Raw genomic sequence first — 17,699 nt, forward strand, 5'->3', positions numbered from 1 at the left:
AAGCCTGCGTTCGAGGACGCAGTCCTCGCCAAACCGGCAACCGAGTTACTTCTGTAGTAACGCGCTCGCTGAACTCGCGAGGACTTCGTCCTCGAACGCAGGCTTCGCCAGCTGCTACAGGATTTCATCGACTTGCGGACTGCTTCATCTCACCCCCACAAGAGGTCCCATGCCCAACCGCCCGCCTCTCGACGCTGTCACCGCCCGCTGGGTGCCGTGGGTCGTCGCCATCGCGTTCTTCATGCAATCCCTCGACGGGACCATCCTCAACACCGCCCTGCCCGCCATGGCCCGAGACTTGGCCGAAGACCCTTTGCGCATGCAGGGCGTGATCATCGCCTACATGCTCACCATCGCCCTGCTGATCCCTGCCTCAGGCTGGATCGCCGACCGTTTCGGCACCAAGAAAATCTTCTTCGGCGCGATTCTGCTGTTCAGTCTCGGCTCGTTGCTCTGCGCGTTGTCGAGCACCCTGAGCATGCTGATTGGCGCGCGGGTGATCCAGGGCCTGGGTGGTGCGTTGATGCTGCCGGTCGGACGGTTGGTGGTGCTGCGAGCCTACCCGCGCTCGGAGTTGGTGCGGATCATGGGCTTCATCACCATTCCCGGATTGCTCGGCCCGTTGATCGGCCCGACCATGGGCGGCTGGATGGTGGAATACCTGACCTGGCACTGGATCTTCCTGATCAACCTGCCGGTGGGCGCTGTCGGTTGCTATGCCGTGTGGAAATTCATCCCCGACCTGCGCGGCACTGAACGCACCCGCTTCGATAGCCTGGGCTTTTTACTGTTCGGCGCGGCGATGGTGCTGATCACCGTCGCCATGGAAGGTCTCGGCGAATTGCACCTGCCGCACTTGCGCGTGATGTTGCTGCTGTTCGGCGGCATGGCGTGTCTGGCGGCGTACTGGTTGCGGGCCGGGCACATCGATAATCCGCTGTTCGCGCCATCGTTGTTCAAGACCCGGACGTTTGCCGTGGGCATCCTCGGCAACCTGTTCGCCCGTCTGGGCAGCGGCGCCCTGCCGTTTCTCGTTCCATTGCTGCTGCAGGTGGCGCTGGGTTACTCGCCGTCCCAGGCCGGGATGAGCATGCTGCCGCTGGCGGCGGCAGCGATGGTCGCCAAGTCGGTGGCGCGACCGCTGATCGAACGTTTGGGCTATCGCATCGTGCTCACCGGCAACACGGTGGCGCTGGGGCTAATGCTGGCGAGCATGGGGCTGGTCAGCGAGCAAACGCCGTACTGGCTGCTGTTGGTGATGCTATCGATTCTGGGGGCGATCAACTCGCTGCAGTTCACCGCAATGAACACCGTAACCCTGATCGACCTTGACGACGCCAGCGCCAGCAGCGGCAACAGCCTGCTGTCGGTAGTTGCGCAATTGTCCCTGAGCCTGGGTGTGGCCTGTGCCGGCGCGCTGCTCGGCGGCTTCACAGCGGAGATTGGCAACGACGGCGTGGACACGGTTTTGGGCGCGTTCCAGCTGACTTTTGTAACAGTCGGGATCATGGCGATGCTCGCCGCAACGATCTTTTCTCAGCTTTCACCAAAGGATGGCCGACGGATGGTCAGCCGCGAACACGATATAGAGCACTAGCCTCGTGCCTCGGCAGCGGCTACGACTATTCGTCCAGAATTTGCAGGTGAAGAGAGCGAGACTGGTACACTGCGCGACATTTTGTTTTGCAGGCCAGTCCCGTGACCACCATCGCCACCGCTTTTAATACTTTGCCGCTGTCCGCCGCCATGCTGGCTAACCTCGACTCCCTCGGTTATGCCCAGATGACGCCGATCCAGGCGCAAAGCTTGCCGGTGATCCTCAAGGGGATGGACCTGATCGCCCAGGCCAAGACCGGCAGCGGCAAGACTGCCGCCTTCGGTATCGGCCTGCTGAACCCGATCAATCCGCGCTTCTTCGGTTGCCAGGCGCTGGTCATTTGCCCGACTCGCGAGCTGGCGGATCAGGTTGCCAAGGAACTCCGTCGTCTGGCCCGCGCCGAAGACAACATCAAGATCCTGACCCTGTGCGGCGGCGTGTCCTTCGGCCCACAGATCGGCTCTCTGGAGCACGGCGCGCACATCATCGTCGGCACCCCGGGCCGCCTTCAGCAGCATTTGCGCAAAGGTTCGCTGGTGCTCCATGGCCTGAACACGCTGATCCTCGACGAAGCCGACCGCATGCTCGACATGGGTTTCTACGACTCCATCGAAGAAATCATCGCCCAGTGCCCGGAGCGTCGCCAGACCCTGCTGTTCTCCGCCACGTACCCGACGGGCATCAAGCAGTTGGCCGCGAAGTTCATGCGCAACCCTCAGATCGTGAAGGCCGAGGCGTTCCACGACGACACGCAGATCGAGCAGCGTTTCTACGAGATTTCCCCGGAAGAGCGCATGGACGCCGTGGTCAAAGTCCTCGCGCATCATCGTCCGGCATCCTGTGTCGCCTTCTGCTTCACCAAGCAGCAGGTTCAGGAAACCGTCGATCACCTGACCTCCAAAGGCATCTCCGCCGTCGGCCTGCATGGCGATCTGGAACAGCGTGACCGCGACCAGGTACTGGCCATGTTCGCCAACCGCAGCACCTCGGTGCTGGTCGCCACTGACGTCGCCGCTCGCGGTCTGGACATCGATGCGCTGGACATGGTGATCAACGTCGAACTGGCCCGGGATTCGGAAATCCACATCCACCGTGTTGGCCGTACCGGTCGTGCTGGTGAGAAAGGGATTGCGATCAGCCTGGTCGCACCGTCCGAAGCCCACCGCGCCCAAGCCATCGAGCAACTGCAGAACTCGCCGTTGAGCTGGGATCAGCTGGACAACCTCAAATCCCAGGGCGGCGCTCCGCTGCTGCCGGTGATGAGTACGCTGGTCATCGGCGCTGGCCGTAAAGACAAGGTTCGTCCGGGCGACATTCTTGGCGCATTGACTGGCGATGCGGGTATTCCGGGCGCTCAGGTTGGCAAGATCGCGATTTTCGACTTCCAGGCCTATGTGGCTGTGGAGCGCGGAATCGCCAAGCAAGCGTTGCAGCGCCTGAATGACGGCAAGATCAAAGGCCGTTCGCTGCGCGTTCGTATCCTGTAAGAGATCGTCTGCCCAACGAAGATCCCCTGTGGGAGCGAGCTTGCTCGCGTGGCGGACTGTCAAACAACATCTATGTTGAATGTGCAGGCCTCATCGCGAGCAAGCTCGCTCCCACAGTTTGTTTTGTGGTGACACATTAAGAGGACACCGTTTTGCGCTCTACCGAAGTCGTGATCATTGGCGCTGGCGCCGCAGGTTTGATGTGTGCGCTGACTGCCGCCGGGCGCGGGCGCAAGGTGATGCTGCTCGACCATGCGAACAAGGCCGGCAAGAAAATCCTGATGTCGGGCGGTGGCCGCTGTAATTTCACCAACATGTACACCGAACCTGGCAATTTCCTCTCGCAAAACGAACACTTCTGCAAATCCGCCCTGGCGCGCTACACCCAGTGGGATTTCATCGGCATGGTCGCCAAACACGGCGTGCCGTACCACGAGAAGAAACTCGGCCAGCTGTTCTGCGATAACAAATCCAGCGACATCCTCGACATGCTGCTCAACGAGTGCGATCAGGTTGGCGTCAGCCTGCACCTGGACACCTCAATCCAGACCATCGAGAAACTCGAAAGCGGTTACCTGCTGGATACCACACTCGGTCAGTTAACCTGCGAATCGCTGGTGATCGCCACTGGTGGTCTGTCGATTCCAACCCTGGGTGCGACCGGTTTCGGCTATCAGGTGGCCAAACAGTTCGGCCACGACTTGCTGCCGACCCGCGCCGGGCTGGTGCCGTTCACCATCACCGATCAGCTCAAAGAGCTTTGCACCGAGCTGTCCGGTACGTCGGTGGATTGCCTGGTGAGCTGCAACGACCAGAGTTTCCGCGAGAACATCCTGTTCACTCACCGCGGCCTCAGTGGTCCGGCGATTTTGCAGATTTCATCGTTCTGGGAATCCGGCGACACGGTTGAGATCAATCTGATGCCGGACCATGACGTGCCGAGCTGGCTGCAACAACAGCAAGTCGAACGTCCGAACAGCGAGCTGAAAACCCTGCTGGGGGAAATCTTCACCAAGAAGATGGCCAACCTGCTGGCGGATAACTGGTTCGTCTCCAAACCGATGAAGCAGTACACCCACGCGGAAATTGCCGACATCGCCGAAAAACTGGCGAGCTGGAAAGTGGTTCCGGCCGGCACTGAAGGTTATCGCACCGCTGAAGTGACATTGGGCGGCGTCGATACCAACGAGGTGTCGTCCAAGACCATGGAATCGCTGAAAAGCCCCGGCCTGTATTTCATCGGCGAAGTGCTCGACGTCACCGGGCATCTGGGCGGATTCAATTTCCAGTGGGCCTGGGCCTCGGGTTACGCCGCCGCGCAATACGTCTGACCCGCACCGCCCCCGCCTGTAGGAGCTGTCGAGTGAAACGAGGCAGCTCCTACAGGGGATTTCATTTCAAGGTGATGTTCGCCAAGGAAGGAACAGATTTTGCTGTCAGATGTGATCGGCGCCATTGCGTCGGCGTCATTACTGGCTCAATTTAGCGTCATTGCCTCGGAAGGCCTTCGCACTTCATGTCATCGACCCCCTTAAGTCAGTCTCTGCGGCGCCTCTGGGCGCTGGATAAATTCAGCTACAGCGTGCGGGTATTCATCGCCCTGACCGGCAGCATGGCGCTGTGTTGGTACAAGGATGAAATGGGGCTGCTGATCCCGCTGTTCCTCGGAATCATCGCCAGCGCCCTGGCCGAGACCGACGACAGTTGGCAGGGCCGCCTTAACGCACTGGCCGTGACGCTGGTGTGCTTCAGCGTCGCCGCCCTCTCCGTCGAACTGCTCTTCCCCTACCCCGTCGTTTTTGTCATCGCCCTGGCCCTGGCCAGTTTCGGCCTGACCATGCTCGGCGCCTTGGGTGAACGCTATGGCGCGATTGCCTCCGCGACGTTGATTCTGTCGGTCTACACCATGATCGGCGTGGACCAGCGCGGCGGTGCAGTCACCGATTTCTGGCACGAGCCGGTGCTGCTGGTGGCCGGTGCAGCGTGGTACGGTTTGCTTTCGGTACTGTGGCAGGCGATGTTTTCCAATCAGCCGGTGCAGCAAAGCCTGGCGCGATTGTTCCGTGAACTGGGTTTTTACCTGAAGCTGAAATCGTCGTTGTTCGAGCCGATCCGGCAGATGGACGTGGAAGCGCGTCGACTGGAACTGGCGCAGCAAAACGGTCGTGTCGTGGCAGCACTGAACGCCGCCAAGGAAATCATCCTGCACCGGGTTGGCAACGGTCGGCCGGGCTCGAAAGTCAGCCGTTACCTGAAGCTGTACTTCCTCGCCCAGGACATCCACGAGCGCGCCAGTTCCTCGCACTACCCTTACAACGCCCTGGCCGATGCCTTCTTTCACAGCGACGTGATGTTCCGCTGCCAGCGCTTGCTGCGCCAGCAAGGCAAGGCCTGCCGAGCGCTGGCCGAGTCGATCCAGATGCGCCAGCCGTTCATCTATGACGCCAGCTTCGCCGAAGCCCTGAGCGACCTGCACGCCTCCCTCGAACACCTGCGCATTCAGAGCAACCCGGCGTGGCGCGGATTGCTGCGGTCGTTGCGGGCACTGGCGGCCAACCTCGGCACGCTCGATCGTTTGCTCAGCGACGCCAGCAACCCCGATGCCCTGGCGGACGCCACCGACAGCAGCCTGCTCGACCGTTCGCCCCGCAGCCTCAAAGATGTGTGGATTCGGTTACGCACCCAGCTGACGCCGACGTCATTGCTGTTCCGTCACGCACTGCGTTTGCCCTTGGCCTTGAGTATCGGCTACGGGATGGTGCATTTGATCCACCCGTCTCAGGGTTACTGGATCATCCTCACCACGCTGTTTGTCTGCCAACCGAACTACGGCGCCACCCGCCGCAAACTCGGCCAGCGGATCATCGGCACCGCCATCGGCCTGACCGTGGCCTGGGCGCTTTTCGATCTGTTTCCGAATCCCTTGGTCCAATCGTGCTTCGCAATCGCCGCCGGGGTGGTGTTCTTTATCAACCGCACCACCCGCTACACCTTGGCGACGGCCGCGATCACTTTGATGGTGCTCTTCTGCTTCAACCAGGTCGGGGATGGTTACGGGCTGTTCCTGCCGCGGTTGTTCGATACCTTGCTCGGCAGCCTGATCGCCGGGCTGGCGGTGTTCCTGTTCCTGCCAGACTGGCAGGGCCGACGCCTGAATAAAGTGCTGGCCAACACCCTGACGTGCAACAGCATTTACCTGCGCCAGATCATGCAGCAATACGCCGCCGGCAAAAGCGACGACCTGGCGTATCGCCTGGCCCGGCGCAACGCCCACAACGCTGACGCAGCATTGTCGACGACGCTCGCCAACATGCTGATGGAACCGGGGCATTTCCGTAAGGAGGCGGACGTCGGTTTCCGCTTTCTGGTGCTGTCGCACACCTTGCTCAGTTATTTGTCTGGACTGGGCGCACACCGGGAAGCCCAGCTACCGTCCGACGTGCGCGAGCATTTGATCGACGGTGCCGGCGTGAGACTGGCCGCCAGCATCGATGAAATTGCCCAAGGGTTGGCGAGCAAACTGCCGATTGCGATTCAAAGCGATGAGGAAGAGGCTCTGGCCAATACGCTTGAACAGATGCCGGACGAAATTGATGAAGGCCAACGGTTGGTGCAGACGCAGTTGGCGTTGATCTGCCGTCAGCTTGGGCCATTGCGGACGTTGGCAGCGCACCTCATCAAGGAAACGAGTGAGGATTGAGATCTGCGGTAACTGGGCGGGCCTCTTCGCGAGCAAGCCCGCTCCCACACTGATTTGTGGCGCGATGAAGATCCACTGTGGGAGCGAGCTTGCTCGCGAAGGGGCCATCAGCCACACCTTACATCCCATGTAGCTTCATCAATCGCTGATAACTGCCATCCACTTTCATCGCCGCGATCTCGCGGTCGAAACCGGCGACGATCTGTTCATGCCTGGGGTTCTTCAGGCTGACCAGGATGTGCAGGCTGTTCTCGCTCAATGGCTTGGGCAAAAACTCCACGGCATTGCGCACCTTGGTTGATTCCCGGGCCAGGTAGTAACGCGCGACGTATTCGTCTTCCAGCGTCAATTTGACCCGGTTGGCGGCGACCATACGCACAGCCATGGAAAAGCTGTGCACCGGGACTTTCTGCAGCGATACGTCGTCATCGAACTCTGGCGAATAGGCGTAACCGCGCACCACCGCTATCGGGTAGGTGTGCAGTTGTTGCAGGTTGTTGTATTCGATCGGCGTGTCTTTGCGCTTGAGAAAGCGCACCCGGTTGAGCAGGTATTCGCCGGAAAACTGGCCAAGCTTCGTGCGATCGTCGGTGTACCAGGCGTTGACCAACACGTCGTATCGACCCTCGCCAACCCCCAGCAAGGCCCGTGCCCAAGGCACTTGTTCAAATTCACTGGCATAACCGGCCCGGGCCAGCGCTGTGCTGACGATGTCCGTGGCCAACCCACCGTTGACCAGCGTGGCGTCGGTAAAGGGTGGCCAGGCATCGGCTACCAATCGCAGCTTTTCCGCTGCCACGCTTTGAGTCAGCAACAGCAATCCAATCAAAGCAAAGGCTCGATGCAATCGCGGCATGCTAGAAAATCCTTAGCGGGCGGGACGCCCGACGTGTTTTCAGCCAAAACTCCAAGGCCCCCGTACTGCCAAACCCAGGTACTAACATTAGCTCATCGAAGCCACTGCACAGCGCTTCATCTCAGATTACACAAACAAGACAAGGCCGCGCGAAATGAATGATGGCATTTTGGCCTTTGTCACAGATTTCTCTGCCATAAAGACATCTTTCGCCTGGGCGCTTAGTATCGGAGTGACGATGTTCAAGGAGTGTGAAGATGACAATCGATTGGGTCTGCAAACACCACAGCGATCTGGGCAAAGAGCAGTTGTACGCCATTCTGCAGCTACGTGCAGAGGTGTTTGTCGTTGAGCAGAAATGCGTCTATCAGGACGTCGATGGCCAGGATCTGGAAGGTGACACCTGCCATTTAATGGCTTGGGACGGGGATCGGCTGGTGGCGTACCTACGGTTGCTCGACCCGGAGTTACAGGGGGGCGACGTGGTCATCGGGCGAGTGATCATTGCCCCTCAAGCGCGCGGTACAGGGCTTGGGCATGAGTTGATGGCACAGGCGCTGAAACAGGCTGAAAAGCGCTGGCCTGAAGTACCGATCTATCTCTCGGCCCAAGCGCATTTACAAGGGTATTACGGGCGATACGGGTTTGTGGTGGCGGGCGAGGAATTTCTCGAGGATGACATTCCGCATATCGGGATGCGTCGCTCTTAAAGGCCTCTTCGCGAGCAGGCTCGCTCCCACAGGTATTTCATCGTACTTGTGGGAGCGAGCCTGCTCGCGAAGGCGTCAGCGATATCACCGCAGAACTCAGGGATATTCGAGCACCGCTTTGATCTGCCGAAGATTGCGTTCGATCCACCCCCGGTCTATCGCCCCCCACTCGCGAATCCGATAACGCCCGGCATGATTGCGCGCCCCGTCTTCCTGCTCGAACTCGCAAACAATGTCCAGATCCGCCAATGCCGCGATGGTGTCCTGAGCCGTGCGCCGGGGCATGCCGGTCACTTCGGTCAGCGCCGGGACGCTACTGGCCAACCCGCTATCAATCAGGTACGCCACGTACAACCGACGATAGAAGCTGCTCTTGGTCTTGCTCACGTCCCCTCCTTGTTATTAGAAGATCAAAAGATCGCAGCCTTCGGCAGCTCCTACAGGGTGTACGCCTTCCAATGTAGGAGCTGCCGAAGACTGCGATCGTTTGATCTTGATCTTCTATTGCATATCCCGCCACGTCAGGTACACCCGCACATCGAACTCCACCTGGTGATACCCCGGCAACATGTGTTCGCAAAGCTTGTAGAACGCCTTGTTGTGATCCGACTCTTTGAAGTGCGCCAGTTCATGCACCACGATCATTTTCAGAAACTCGGCAGGTGCATCCTTGAACAATGAAGCAACACGAATTTCTTTCTTGGCCTTGAGCTTGCCGCCCTGCACCCGGGATATCGCGGTGTGCAATCCGAGGGCGCGGTGGGTCAGGTCCAGGCGGTTGTCGAACAACACCTTATCGATGGCCGGGGCGTTACGCAGGTATTCCTGCTTGAGGTCCAGCGTATAGGTGTACAACGCCTTGTCGCTCTGTACCCGGTGTTTTTCCGGGTAACGCTGGCTCAGGTACTCGCCCAGCCGACCGTCGGCGATCAGCTGGCGCACTTGGTCCTGCAGCGCGGCGGGATAGGCCTGGAGGTATTTCAACGCGGTCATTGGGGCGGCAACACGATTCACGAAAAGGTCGCCAGTGTAGCGAATTCAGCCGGTCAGCGTGTTCCAGTCGAACGGCCGCACAAAGTCGCCGACGTCCTCGGCCATCATCGGCCGTGCGACCAGAAACCCTTGCACGTACTCGCAACCATTGGCTTGCAGCCACCGATATTGCGCAACGGTTTCCACCCCCTCGGCAATCACCAGCATCCCGTACTCCTTGCACAGTTCGATCACATTGCGCACCAGCGCCGCATCGCGTGAGGACTCCAGTAGCCGGGCAATCAAATGCCGGTCGAACTTGAGCGTGTCCAACTCCAGATCCCGCAGATGAGACAGCGAACACGGCCCGGAACCAAAGTCATCCAGGGCCACCCGCACACCCAGGTTACGCAGCAGGCGCAGCTGTTTGCGGGTTTCCTCGGGGTTTTGCATCAAGGCCTCTTCAGTGACCTCGATTTCCAGATGGCGCGCCTGCAAACCATGGCGTTCCAGCACCTGACGCAACTCAGTGACCAGATTGGGCATGCCGAACTGCGTACTGCTCAAACTGACGCCCAGCACCAGGTCGTCGGCAAACAAGGTTTCCCAGGCTTTTCGCTGGCTCGCCCCTTGTCGATAGATCCAGCTGCCCAGGCGACTGATCAACCGCGCCTCTTCCAGCAATGGCAAAAACAGTCCCGGCGGAACATCGCCGACGCTCGGGTGCTGCCAGCGGATCAGCGCTTCGAACCCGCGAATCTGCCCGCTGGCAATGGCCACCTGAGGTTGATATACCAAATTGAAATCACGGTTCTCGATGGCCGCGCGCACACTTTCTTCGAGCATCAGTCGCGAGCGCGCCCGGCCGTTCATTTCGTGATCGTAGAAACGATATTGCTGACGGCCGGCGCGCTTGGCTTCGTACATGGCGATGTCTGACGCACGTAACAAGCCGTCGAGATTGGCACCGCAATCCGGGTACGTCGCAATGCCGATGCTGGCGCCCAACGCGATATCCAGACCATCGATCTGCTGACAGATCGACACCCGCTCAATCAGCTTCTCGGCAATCTTTGCCGCTTGCTCGGGGAATTCCAGATCCAGCAATGCGGTGAACTCATCACCGCCCATGCGCGCCAGAATGTCGAATGGCCGCAAACAGGCCTTCAACTGCTCGGACACCCAACGCAGCACCCGGTCGCCGGCATCGTGACCGAGGGAATCGTTGACCCGCTTGAAACCGTCGAGGTCCAGATACAGCAGCACCCAGGCGCTGTCGGAACGATCGCCACGCAGCAGCAGGTTTTCCGCCGTTTGATAAAAGCCGCGACGATTGAGCAGCCCGGTCAATGGGTCAGTGACCGCCTGGAACTCCAGTTGCTGATGCAGATGGCGCACCACCGACATGTCCAGCACCGTCACCACCATCGCCTGTTGTTCGCTGGGCAATGGTGCGCAGGACAGCGCCACGGGCACCTGCTGGCCGGGCGCCGTACGCAGCAATGCATCATGCAGGCGTAGGGTTTCGCCGCGTTTGTAACCGGCGAACAGCTCGGAGTCGGCCCAGATCGGGATGTGCGGATTTTGCAGGAAATCCAGGAACTCTTTGCCTTGCAGGTCTTGCACCGTGGCATTGAGCAGCCGCGACATCGCCGGATTGGCAAAGCGGATCAGACCGTCCTCACCGACCACCAGGATGCCTTCGGCGGCGTTGTCGAGCACCGAGGCATTAAACGCGCGTGCGACCTCCAGATCGTGACTCAGGCGCTGCAACGCGCGGCGATTGCGCTGATGCTCGAGCAGCGCCTGGACTTTGGGCTTGAGAATTTGCGGGTCGAACGGTTTGAACAGGTAATCCACCGCACCACTGGCATAGCCCTTGAGCACGGCGTCCTGGGACTGTTCGTTGGCAGTGAGGAAAATGATTGGCGTGAGGCGGGTTCGTTGGCTGCCGCGCATCAGGCGTGCCACTTCAAAACCATCCATGCCCGGCATCTGCACATCCAGCAGCACCAGGTCGACATCGTGTTCGAGTAACAGACTGAGCGCCTCGAAGCCCGAGGCGGCGGTCATGACCTGCCAGTCCTGGCGCTGCAACAACGCGCGCATGCTGATCAGGTTTTCAGGGTAATCATCAACGATTAAAAGAATTGAGTTGCCTTCAGCTGGCGTGGGTTGCGCGCATTCCATGCTGCTTCTCTTATGCGGGACGTCAGGCCGGTTTCTCGTGAAAACCGGACAAATACTAAGCCTTCACTCTAGACCGGGTTCCGCAAAAGCAGAAGCTATCAGTACGCCATCATTTAACCAAAGCGTCCATTTGCCGACTAACGGTCGCCGCCACAGGCCCCTGAAACCGGGAAAGATGGCCTTTTAACAGGATTTTGACGTCACCCGTTTGTCATTTACGCATTAACAAATTGAACTCCTGCGATTATAAGGATTGCCCCCAAGGCGCGTGCCAGAGCTTCTGGCACGTGCGTGCAGTAAAAAATCCGTGGAAGCTTTTGTCTATGATTGATCTCGCAACCTGGAACCTCAGCGTTCCCGTCGGCAATCCGCCGTACACCGTTGAAACGTCAAAACTGGTGGATGGCTTCAAGGATCAATACTTCCACTCCGACACCGGCACCTTGTTTTTCTGGGCCCCGGTCACCGGTTCCAAAACTGAAAACGCAAAGTATCCTCGCACCGAACTTCGCGAAACCTACAGCAATGGCACCCTGAAAAACTGGCTCTACCCGGACGCCGACAACTCCCTGCGTGCCACCCTGGCGGTGAACCAGGTGCCGAGCACGGGCAAGATCGTCATCGGACAGATCCACGCCTATGAAAGCCAGAAACCCCTGGTGAAGCTGGAGTATCAGTACTCGACCAACACACGGTCAGGCAACATCGTCGCCAAGGTGCGCATGCGCCCGGATGACGATGACGCACGGATAATCACCCTTGCTACCGGGGTGAAACTGGATCGGGAGTTCAACTACCTCATCCACTTGAGCCCAGGCGGCGCGCTGGGCATCAGTGCGGCGGGCTACCAGTGGGACACCGAAATCAGCAAGACCTGGAGCGTCAAGCCGCTGTACTTCAAGGCCGGGGCGTATGTGCAGGACAACACCGGGTACACCAGCGAAGGCGGGAAAGTGACGTTCAGCAAGTTGGATATTGATCACGATAAGTAACCTTCTCACGCTGATCGTTCCCTCGCTCCCGCGTGGGAATGCAGCCCGGGACGCTCCGCGTCCCAACCCTCCCAAGAACAACTCGATCTCTGTAGCAGCTGCCGAGCCTGCGAGGCTGCGTCCGAGGACGAAGTCCTCGCAAGCCCGAGGAACCCGGTCTACCTGAATAAATGCGCTGCCTGATTTACGACTGCTGCGTCCGAACGCGGCCCGAGCCGAACGCAGCCTCGCAGGCTCGACAGCTGCTACAAAATCCTGGCATCCGCAAAACTCGTGGGACTCCCTCGCTACAATGCCCGTGGGCGGTCCTACACCCCGGTTGCAGCCGCCAAAGTCGCCGCTTATAGTTCGCCCCGTCGCTGACAGCAGTCGGCGATAGGGTTTCGCAGCCCTACCGAGTTAGAACCACAACCGTCAAAATACGACACGGGCAGCGTTTGCCCGTACTCGTTTTTTATGGCGGCTGTGCGTGGGAGACCCTCGGGTCTGCCGGGTCTTAACTCCTCGGTCTGCGAACCCGCGCACAGCTGCCACCCAATTTGTTTCGCAGCAAACGGTGGCAAATTCTTTTCTTGAGTTAAGGATTTTCCATGAACAATCAACAACCGCCTCGCCGCTTCACCCCCATGTCCCAATTCGCCACCGACTACCCCGTCCTGCTCATCGACAGCGACGCCCCGCTGCGCGAACTCCACAACTGCGTCAGCGAACGCCTCAACGCCGTCACCAACATCGCCCGGATCATGGTCCAGGATGTGAGCGATGTGTTTCGGGTGATTGAGCAGCGTGGGTTTGAAACGCCCAAGAGTCAGTAGTCAATTTTCAGGCAATAAAAAACCCGCATCGCTGCGGGTTTTTTAATATCGGTAAGAACGCTGAAGGCTTAGTTAACCTTGGCGTTCAACTCACCTTTCAGGTAACGCTGATACATCGCTTCCAACGAGATCGGCTTGATCTTCGAAGCATTACCGGCAGTGCCGAACGCTTCATAACGCGCGATACACACATCACGCATCGCCGTCACGGTCGCGCCGAAGAACTTACGTGGATCGAATTCACTCGGGTTGGTAGCCATCAGGCGACGCATCGCACCGGTGGACGCCAGGCGCAGGTCGGTATCAATGTTGACCTTACGCACGCCGTGCTTGATGCCTTCGACGATTTCTTCAACCGGTACGCCGTAGGTTTCTTTGATGTCGCCGCCGTACTGGTTGATGATCGCCAGCCAGTCTTGCGGAACCGAAGACGAGCCGTGCATCACCAGGTGGGTGTTCGGGATGCGTTTGTGGATCTCTTTGATGCGGTCGATGGCCAGCACGTCGCCGGTAGGCGGCTTGGTGAACTTGTACGCGCCGTGGCTGGTGCCGATGGCGATGGCCAGGGCGTCGACCTGGGTGCGTTTGACGAAGTCAGCGGCTTCTTCCGGGTCGGTCAGCATTTGGCTGTGATCCAGAACGCCTTCGGCGCCGATGCCGTCTTCTTCACCGGCCATGCCGGTTTCCAGCGAACCCAGGCAGCCCAGCTCGCCTTCTACCGATACGCCGCAGGCGTGAGCCAGGGCTACAGTTTGCTGGGTGACGCGGATGTTGTAGTCGTAGTCGGTCGGGGTCTTGCCGTCTTCGCCCAGGGAACCGTCCATCATCACCGAGCTGAAGCCCAGTTGGATGGAGCGCTGGCAGACGTCAGGGCTGGTGCCGTGGTCCTGGTGCATGCACACCGGGATGTGCGGGAATTCTTCGATTGCCGCCAGGATCAGGTGACGCAGGAACGGTGCGCCGGCGTATTTGCGAGCACCGGCCGAAGCCTGGACGATCACCGGGGAGTCAGTCTTGTCAGCGGCTTCCATGATGGCGCGCATCTGCTCAAGGTTGTTGACGTTGAAGGCTGGAACGCCGTAGCCGAACTCGGCTGCGTGGTCCAGCATCTGGCGCATGCTGATAAGTGCCATTGTGTGTGTCTCTCCCGGTTGAGGGTCGTTAATCGTGCCAGCCTGCCGTAGCGGCGGCGGCTATTCAAGTTATTGCAGATCGGGGGTTGCCCCGGCCCGCTCATTCGGTAGTACGCAGAAACCCTGTGGGAGCGAGCTTGCTCGCGATAGCGGTGCAACAGCCACATCATTGTTGGATGTGATGACCTCATCGCGAGCAAGCTCGCTCCCACATTGGATCTCTGTGAATCAAATCAATCGTCTTACTGAGTTTTACAGCCGCGGCCGATCAAATCATTGGTGGCGACCCAGTACACCAGGCCTTCCTCACCTTTTATGTGAAACGCCAGCATGTCATTGCTGTACAGCGAACCTTCGGCGCCCGGCTCATGTTTCAAGCGGTAGACCTGATCGGCACCGCCCAGGCGAACGTCGACTTCCTTGCGGCTTTCGTCGGTGTAGCGCCAGAGCACTTTGGCCTGACTGTCGCAGGTCCAGGTGATCCAGCTATCCGTCGATTCGGCAGGCTTGAACAGGTTCAAATTAGCGCAACCTGCCAGTAGAGCCAGCGCCGCAACGGCGATAAAACCTTTCATCCATGTTCCTCGACTGACGACGCACGCCGCCAGCCCTGAGTAAAGTGTCAGACCCGTCAAGGGCAACCATGTTCCTTGGCCGGGGTCTGTGTCTCATATTTGTCCAGGCCATCAGGCCCGGAACGCTTGTTGATCACCGGGTTGGTTTCGGCCTGCCAGTCGGCCTGGTAGCAGCCTTTGTCCTGTTCAGGCGTCTCGGGTACCTTCGGAGCTTTCGGGTTACTCCCGCATGCTGCCAACGACCCCGCGATAATCAACAGCGCTAACGTTTTGACCATCTGAACACTCCTTTGCCTGGTCAAATGGGCGGCCTCAGGCCTTGGCCCGGCTTTCCAGGACTTCAACGGCCGGCAGCACCTTGCCTTCGACGAACTCGAGGAACGCGCCGCCACCGGTAGAAATGTAGGAGATCTGATCGGCAACGCCATATTTATCGATGGCGGCCAGGGTGTCACCGCCGCCAGCGATGGAGAATGCCGAGCTGTCTGCGATGGCCTGGGCCAGGACTTTGGTGCCGTTACCGAACTGGTCGAATTCGAACACGCCCACCGGGCCGTTCCACAGGATGGTATTGGACGACTTCAGCAGCTCGGCGAAATTCGCCGCGGTCTGTGGGCCGATATCCAGAATCATGTCGTCCGCAGCCACATCAGCGATCAGCTTGACGGTAGCGGTCGCGCTTTCAGCGAATTCCTTGGCAACCACGACGTCGACCGGCAGCGGTACGCTGACCTTGGCGGCGATGGCGCGAGCGGTGTCCAGCAAATCCGGCTCGTACAGGGACTTGCCGACCGGGTGACCGGCAGCGGCCAGGAAGGTGTTGGCAATGCCACCGCCGACGATCAGCTGGTTGCAGATTCGGCTCAGGCTGTTGAGTACGTCGAGTTTGGTCGAGACCTTGGAGCCGGCAACGATGGCAGCCATTGGCTGAGCCGGGGCGCCGAGGGCTTTGCCCAGTGCGTCCAGTTCGGCGGCCAGCAATGGGCCAGCGGCCGCGACTTTGGCGAACTTGGCCACGCCATGGGTCGAACCCTCGGCGCGGTGAGCGGTGCCGAAGGCGTCCATCACGAACACGTCGCACAGTGCGGCGTATTGCTGGGCCAGTTCGTCAGCGTTCTTTTTCTCGCCTTTGTTGAAGCGCACGTTTTCGAACAGCACGATGTCGCCGGCCTTCACGTCAACGCCGGCCAGGTAATCAGCCACCAGCGGCACTTCGCGCCCCAGAGCCTTGCTCAGGTAGTCAGCGACTGGCTTGAGGCTGTTCTCGGCCGAGAACTCGCCTTCGGTCGGACGGCCAAGGTGCGAACAGACCATCACGGCCGCGCCTTTTTCCAGGGCCAGCTTGATGGTCGGCAGCGAGGCCAGGATTCGCGCATCGCTGGTGACAACACCGTCCTTGACTGGGACGTTGAGGTCTTCGCGGATCAGTACGCGCTTACCTTGCAGATCGAGGTCGGTCATCTTCAACACGGTCATGGGTCGCATTTCCTACTGTTTTGGAGAGCAGTGTTTTGGAGAGCCAGCTGATTGCAGATAGTGTTCCGCAACATCCAGCATTCGGTTGGCAAAACCCCATTCGTTGTCGAACCAGGCCAGGATGTTCACCAGCCGTGGGCCGGAAACTCGGGTCTGACTGGCATCGACGATGGCCGAATGTGGGTCATGATTAAAATCACAACTGGCGTGAGGCAACTCGGTGTAGGCCAGAAGGCCTTTGAGCGGGCCGCTGGTGGCGGCCTCGCGCAAAATCCGGTTGACCTCGGTGGCGTCGGTGTCGCTCACGGTCTGCATCGTAATGTCGAGGCAAGACACGTTAACCGTCGGCACCCGCACGGCTTTGGCCTGAATTCTCCCGGCAAGTTCCGGTAACAGGCGTTCGATGCCACGCGCCAGACCAGTGGACACCGGAATCACCGACTGAAACGCCGAACGGGTGCGGCGCAAGTCTTCGTGATGATACGCGTCGATCACCGGCTGATCGTTCATCGCCGAGTGAATGGTGGTGATCGACACGTACTCCAGACCAATGGCCTGATCCAGCAGGCGCAACAGCGGCACGCCGCAGTTGGTGGTGCAGGACGCGTTGGACACCAGCAGCTCGTCGCCGGTCAGGCAATCCTGGTTCACGCCGTAGACGATGGTGGCGTCGACATCCGCCTCGCTGGCCATCGGCTGGGAAAACAGCACGCGTGGTGCGCCGGCGTCCAAAAAGCGTTGGCCGTCGACCCGAGTGTGGTACGCGCCGGAGCACTCCAGCACCAGATCGACGCCCAACGACGCCCAATCGATGCCTTCGGGGGTGGCACTACGCAGGACCTTCACGCAGTCGCCATTAATATGCAGACAATCGCCGTCGACCTTCACTTCACCGGGAAAGCGCCCGTGAGTGGAGTCGAAGCGTGTCAGGTATTCGATGCTGGCCATGTCCGCCAGATCGTTGATCGCAACAATTTCAAACCCGGTCTTATCGCCTCGCTCAAACAACGCACGCAAGACGCAACGACCAATCCGGCCGTAGCCGTTGAGTGCAACTTTGTAAGGACGCGGTTGAGGCATGGGGTTCTCGATTACCGTGGTGAATCCGTCAGTGTTGCGTTGCCTGGACCAACGCTATCGCGAGCAAGCTCGCTCCCACAGGAGAACGCATTCCAATGTGGGAGCGAGCTTGCTCG

16 protein-coding genes are annotated in these 17,699 nt (G+C 59.5%); 7 read left to right on the forward strand and 9 right to left on the reverse strand.

The window, feature by feature from the left end:
* Nucleotides 1-169 precede the first annotated feature (169 nt).
* The 4 genes from mdtD (at nucleotide 170) to yccS (ending at nucleotide 6,784) form a co-directional block, all read left to right on the forward strand.
* A complete protein-coding gene (gene mdtD / locus WLY71_RS00335) occupies nucleotides 170-1,597 on the forward strand; it encodes a multidrug transporter subunit MdtD (protein ID WP_347802054.1) in 1,428 nt (475 codons plus the stop codon).
* 101 nt (nucleotides 1,598-1,698) lie between these two features.
* Nucleotides 1,699-3,084 carry an ATP-dependent RNA helicase DbpA gene (dbpA, locus tag WLY71_RS00340; protein WP_129440455.1) on the forward strand — a complete coding sequence of 462 codons (1,386 nt, stop codon included), beginning with the start codon at nucleotides 1,699-1,701 and terminating at the stop codon, nucleotides 3,082-3,084.
* A gap of 152 nt (nucleotides 3,085-3,236) precedes the next feature.
* Nucleotides 3,237-4,415: a BaiN/RdsA family NAD(P)/FAD-dependent oxidoreductase gene (locus tag WLY71_RS00345; protein ID WP_347802055.1), complete on the forward strand. Its 1,179-nt coding sequence runs from the start codon at nucleotides 3,237-3,239 to the stop codon at nucleotides 4,413-4,415.
* A 185-nt stretch (nucleotides 4,416-4,600) separates the two neighbouring features.
* Nucleotides 4,601-6,784 carry a YccS family putative transporter gene (yccS, locus tag WLY71_RS00350; protein ID WP_347802056.1) on the forward strand — a complete coding sequence of 728 codons (2,184 nt, stop codon included), beginning with the start codon at nucleotides 4,601-4,603 and terminating at the stop codon, nucleotides 6,782-6,784.
* 118 nt (nucleotides 6,785-6,902) lie between these two features.
* Here yccS and WLY71_RS00355 read toward each other — a convergent pair whose 3' ends face one another.
* On the reverse strand, nucleotides 6,903-7,640 hold the full coding sequence (locus tag WLY71_RS00355; RefSeq protein WP_347802057.1) for a substrate-binding periplasmic protein: 738 nt from the start codon (nucleotides 7,638-7,640) through the stop codon (nucleotides 6,903-6,905).
* Nucleotides 7,641-7,897: 257 nt separating this feature from the next.
* Between WLY71_RS00355 and WLY71_RS00360 the strand changes: the two genes are divergently transcribed.
* On the forward strand, nucleotides 7,898-8,350 hold the full coding sequence (locus WLY71_RS00360) for a GNAT family N-acetyltransferase (RefSeq protein ID WP_347802058.1): 453 nt from the start codon (nucleotides 7,898-7,900) through the stop codon (nucleotides 8,348-8,350).
* A gap of 96 nt (nucleotides 8,351-8,446) precedes the next feature.
* Here WLY71_RS00360 and WLY71_RS00365 read toward each other — a convergent pair whose 3' ends face one another.
* The 3 genes from WLY71_RS00365 to WLY71_RS00375 all read right to left on the reverse strand — a co-directional run bounded on the left by WLY71_RS00365 (nucleotide 8,447) and on the right by WLY71_RS00375 (nucleotide 11,512).
* The gene (locus tag WLY71_RS00365; RefSeq protein ID WP_218440357.1) at nucleotides 8,447-8,737 is read right to left on the reverse strand and encodes a winged helix-turn-helix domain-containing protein; all 291 of its coding nucleotides are present in this window, start codon (nucleotides 8,735-8,737) and stop codon (nucleotides 8,447-8,449) included.
* Between the two features lie 114 nt (nucleotides 8,738-8,851).
* Nucleotides 8,852-9,343 (reverse strand): M48 metallopeptidase family protein, encoded by a 492-nt coding sequence (locus WLY71_RS00370; RefSeq protein ID WP_347802120.1) that lies wholly within the window; start codon nucleotides 9,341-9,343, stop codon nucleotides 8,852-8,854.
* Nucleotides 9,344-9,388: 45 nt separating this feature from the next.
* Nucleotides 9,389-11,512, reverse strand: a complete 2,124-nt coding sequence (locus WLY71_RS00375; protein WP_347802059.1) for a putative bifunctional diguanylate cyclase/phosphodiesterase — start codon at nucleotides 11,510-11,512, stop codon at nucleotides 9,389-9,391.
* A 323-nt stretch (nucleotides 11,513-11,835) separates the two neighbouring features.
* On the opposite strand from WLY71_RS00375, the gene WLY71_RS00380 reads away from it, so the two are divergent.
* Both WLY71_RS00380 and WLY71_RS00385 read left to right on the forward strand, forming a co-directional pair.
* Nucleotides 11,836-12,504 carry a polysaccharide lyase family 7 protein gene (locus WLY71_RS00380; protein WP_347802060.1) on the forward strand — a complete coding sequence of 223 codons (669 nt, stop codon included), beginning with the start codon at nucleotides 11,836-11,838 and terminating at the stop codon, nucleotides 12,502-12,504.
* Between the two features lie 590 nt (nucleotides 12,505-13,094).
* Nucleotides 13,095-13,319, forward strand: a complete 225-nt coding sequence (locus WLY71_RS00385) for a fructose-bisphosphate aldolase (protein WP_347802061.1) — start codon at nucleotides 13,095-13,097, stop codon at nucleotides 13,317-13,319.
* Between the two features lie 68 nt (nucleotides 13,320-13,387).
* Here WLY71_RS00385 and fba read toward each other — a convergent pair whose 3' ends face one another.
* The 5 genes from fba to epd form a co-directional block, all read right to left on the reverse strand.
* The gene (gene fba, locus WLY71_RS00390; protein WP_046045276.1) at nucleotides 13,388-14,452 is read right to left on the reverse strand and encodes a class II fructose-bisphosphate aldolase; all 1,065 of its coding nucleotides are present in this window, start codon (nucleotides 14,450-14,452) and stop codon (nucleotides 13,388-13,390) included.
* Between the two features lie 242 nt (nucleotides 14,453-14,694).
* Nucleotides 14,695-15,027, reverse strand: a complete 333-nt coding sequence (locus WLY71_RS00395; protein ID WP_347802062.1) for an MliC family protein — start codon at nucleotides 15,025-15,027, stop codon at nucleotides 14,695-14,697.
* Between the two features lie 56 nt (nucleotides 15,028-15,083).
* Nucleotides 15,084-15,305: a hypothetical protein gene (locus WLY71_RS00400; RefSeq protein ID WP_046045274.1), complete on the reverse strand. Its 222-nt coding sequence runs from the start codon at nucleotides 15,303-15,305 to the stop codon at nucleotides 15,084-15,086.
* 34 nt (nucleotides 15,306-15,339) lie between these two features.
* Nucleotides 15,340-16,503, reverse strand: coding sequence for a phosphoglycerate kinase (locus WLY71_RS00405; protein WP_347802063.1), 1,164 nt, complete (start codon nucleotides 16,501-16,503; stop codon nucleotides 15,340-15,342).
* A gap of 12 nt (nucleotides 16,504-16,515) precedes the next feature.
* Nucleotides 16,516-17,583, reverse strand: coding sequence for an erythrose-4-phosphate dehydrogenase (epd, locus tag WLY71_RS00410; protein WP_347802064.1), 1,068 nt, complete (start codon nucleotides 17,581-17,583; stop codon nucleotides 16,516-16,518).
* Nucleotides 17,584-17,699: the final 116 nt, after the last annotated feature.

This window comes from Pseudomonas rossensis, from assembly GCF_039888995.1.
GTDB lineage: Bacteria > Pseudomonadota > Gammaproteobacteria > Pseudomonadales > Pseudomonadaceae > Aquipseudomonas > Aquipseudomonas rossensis.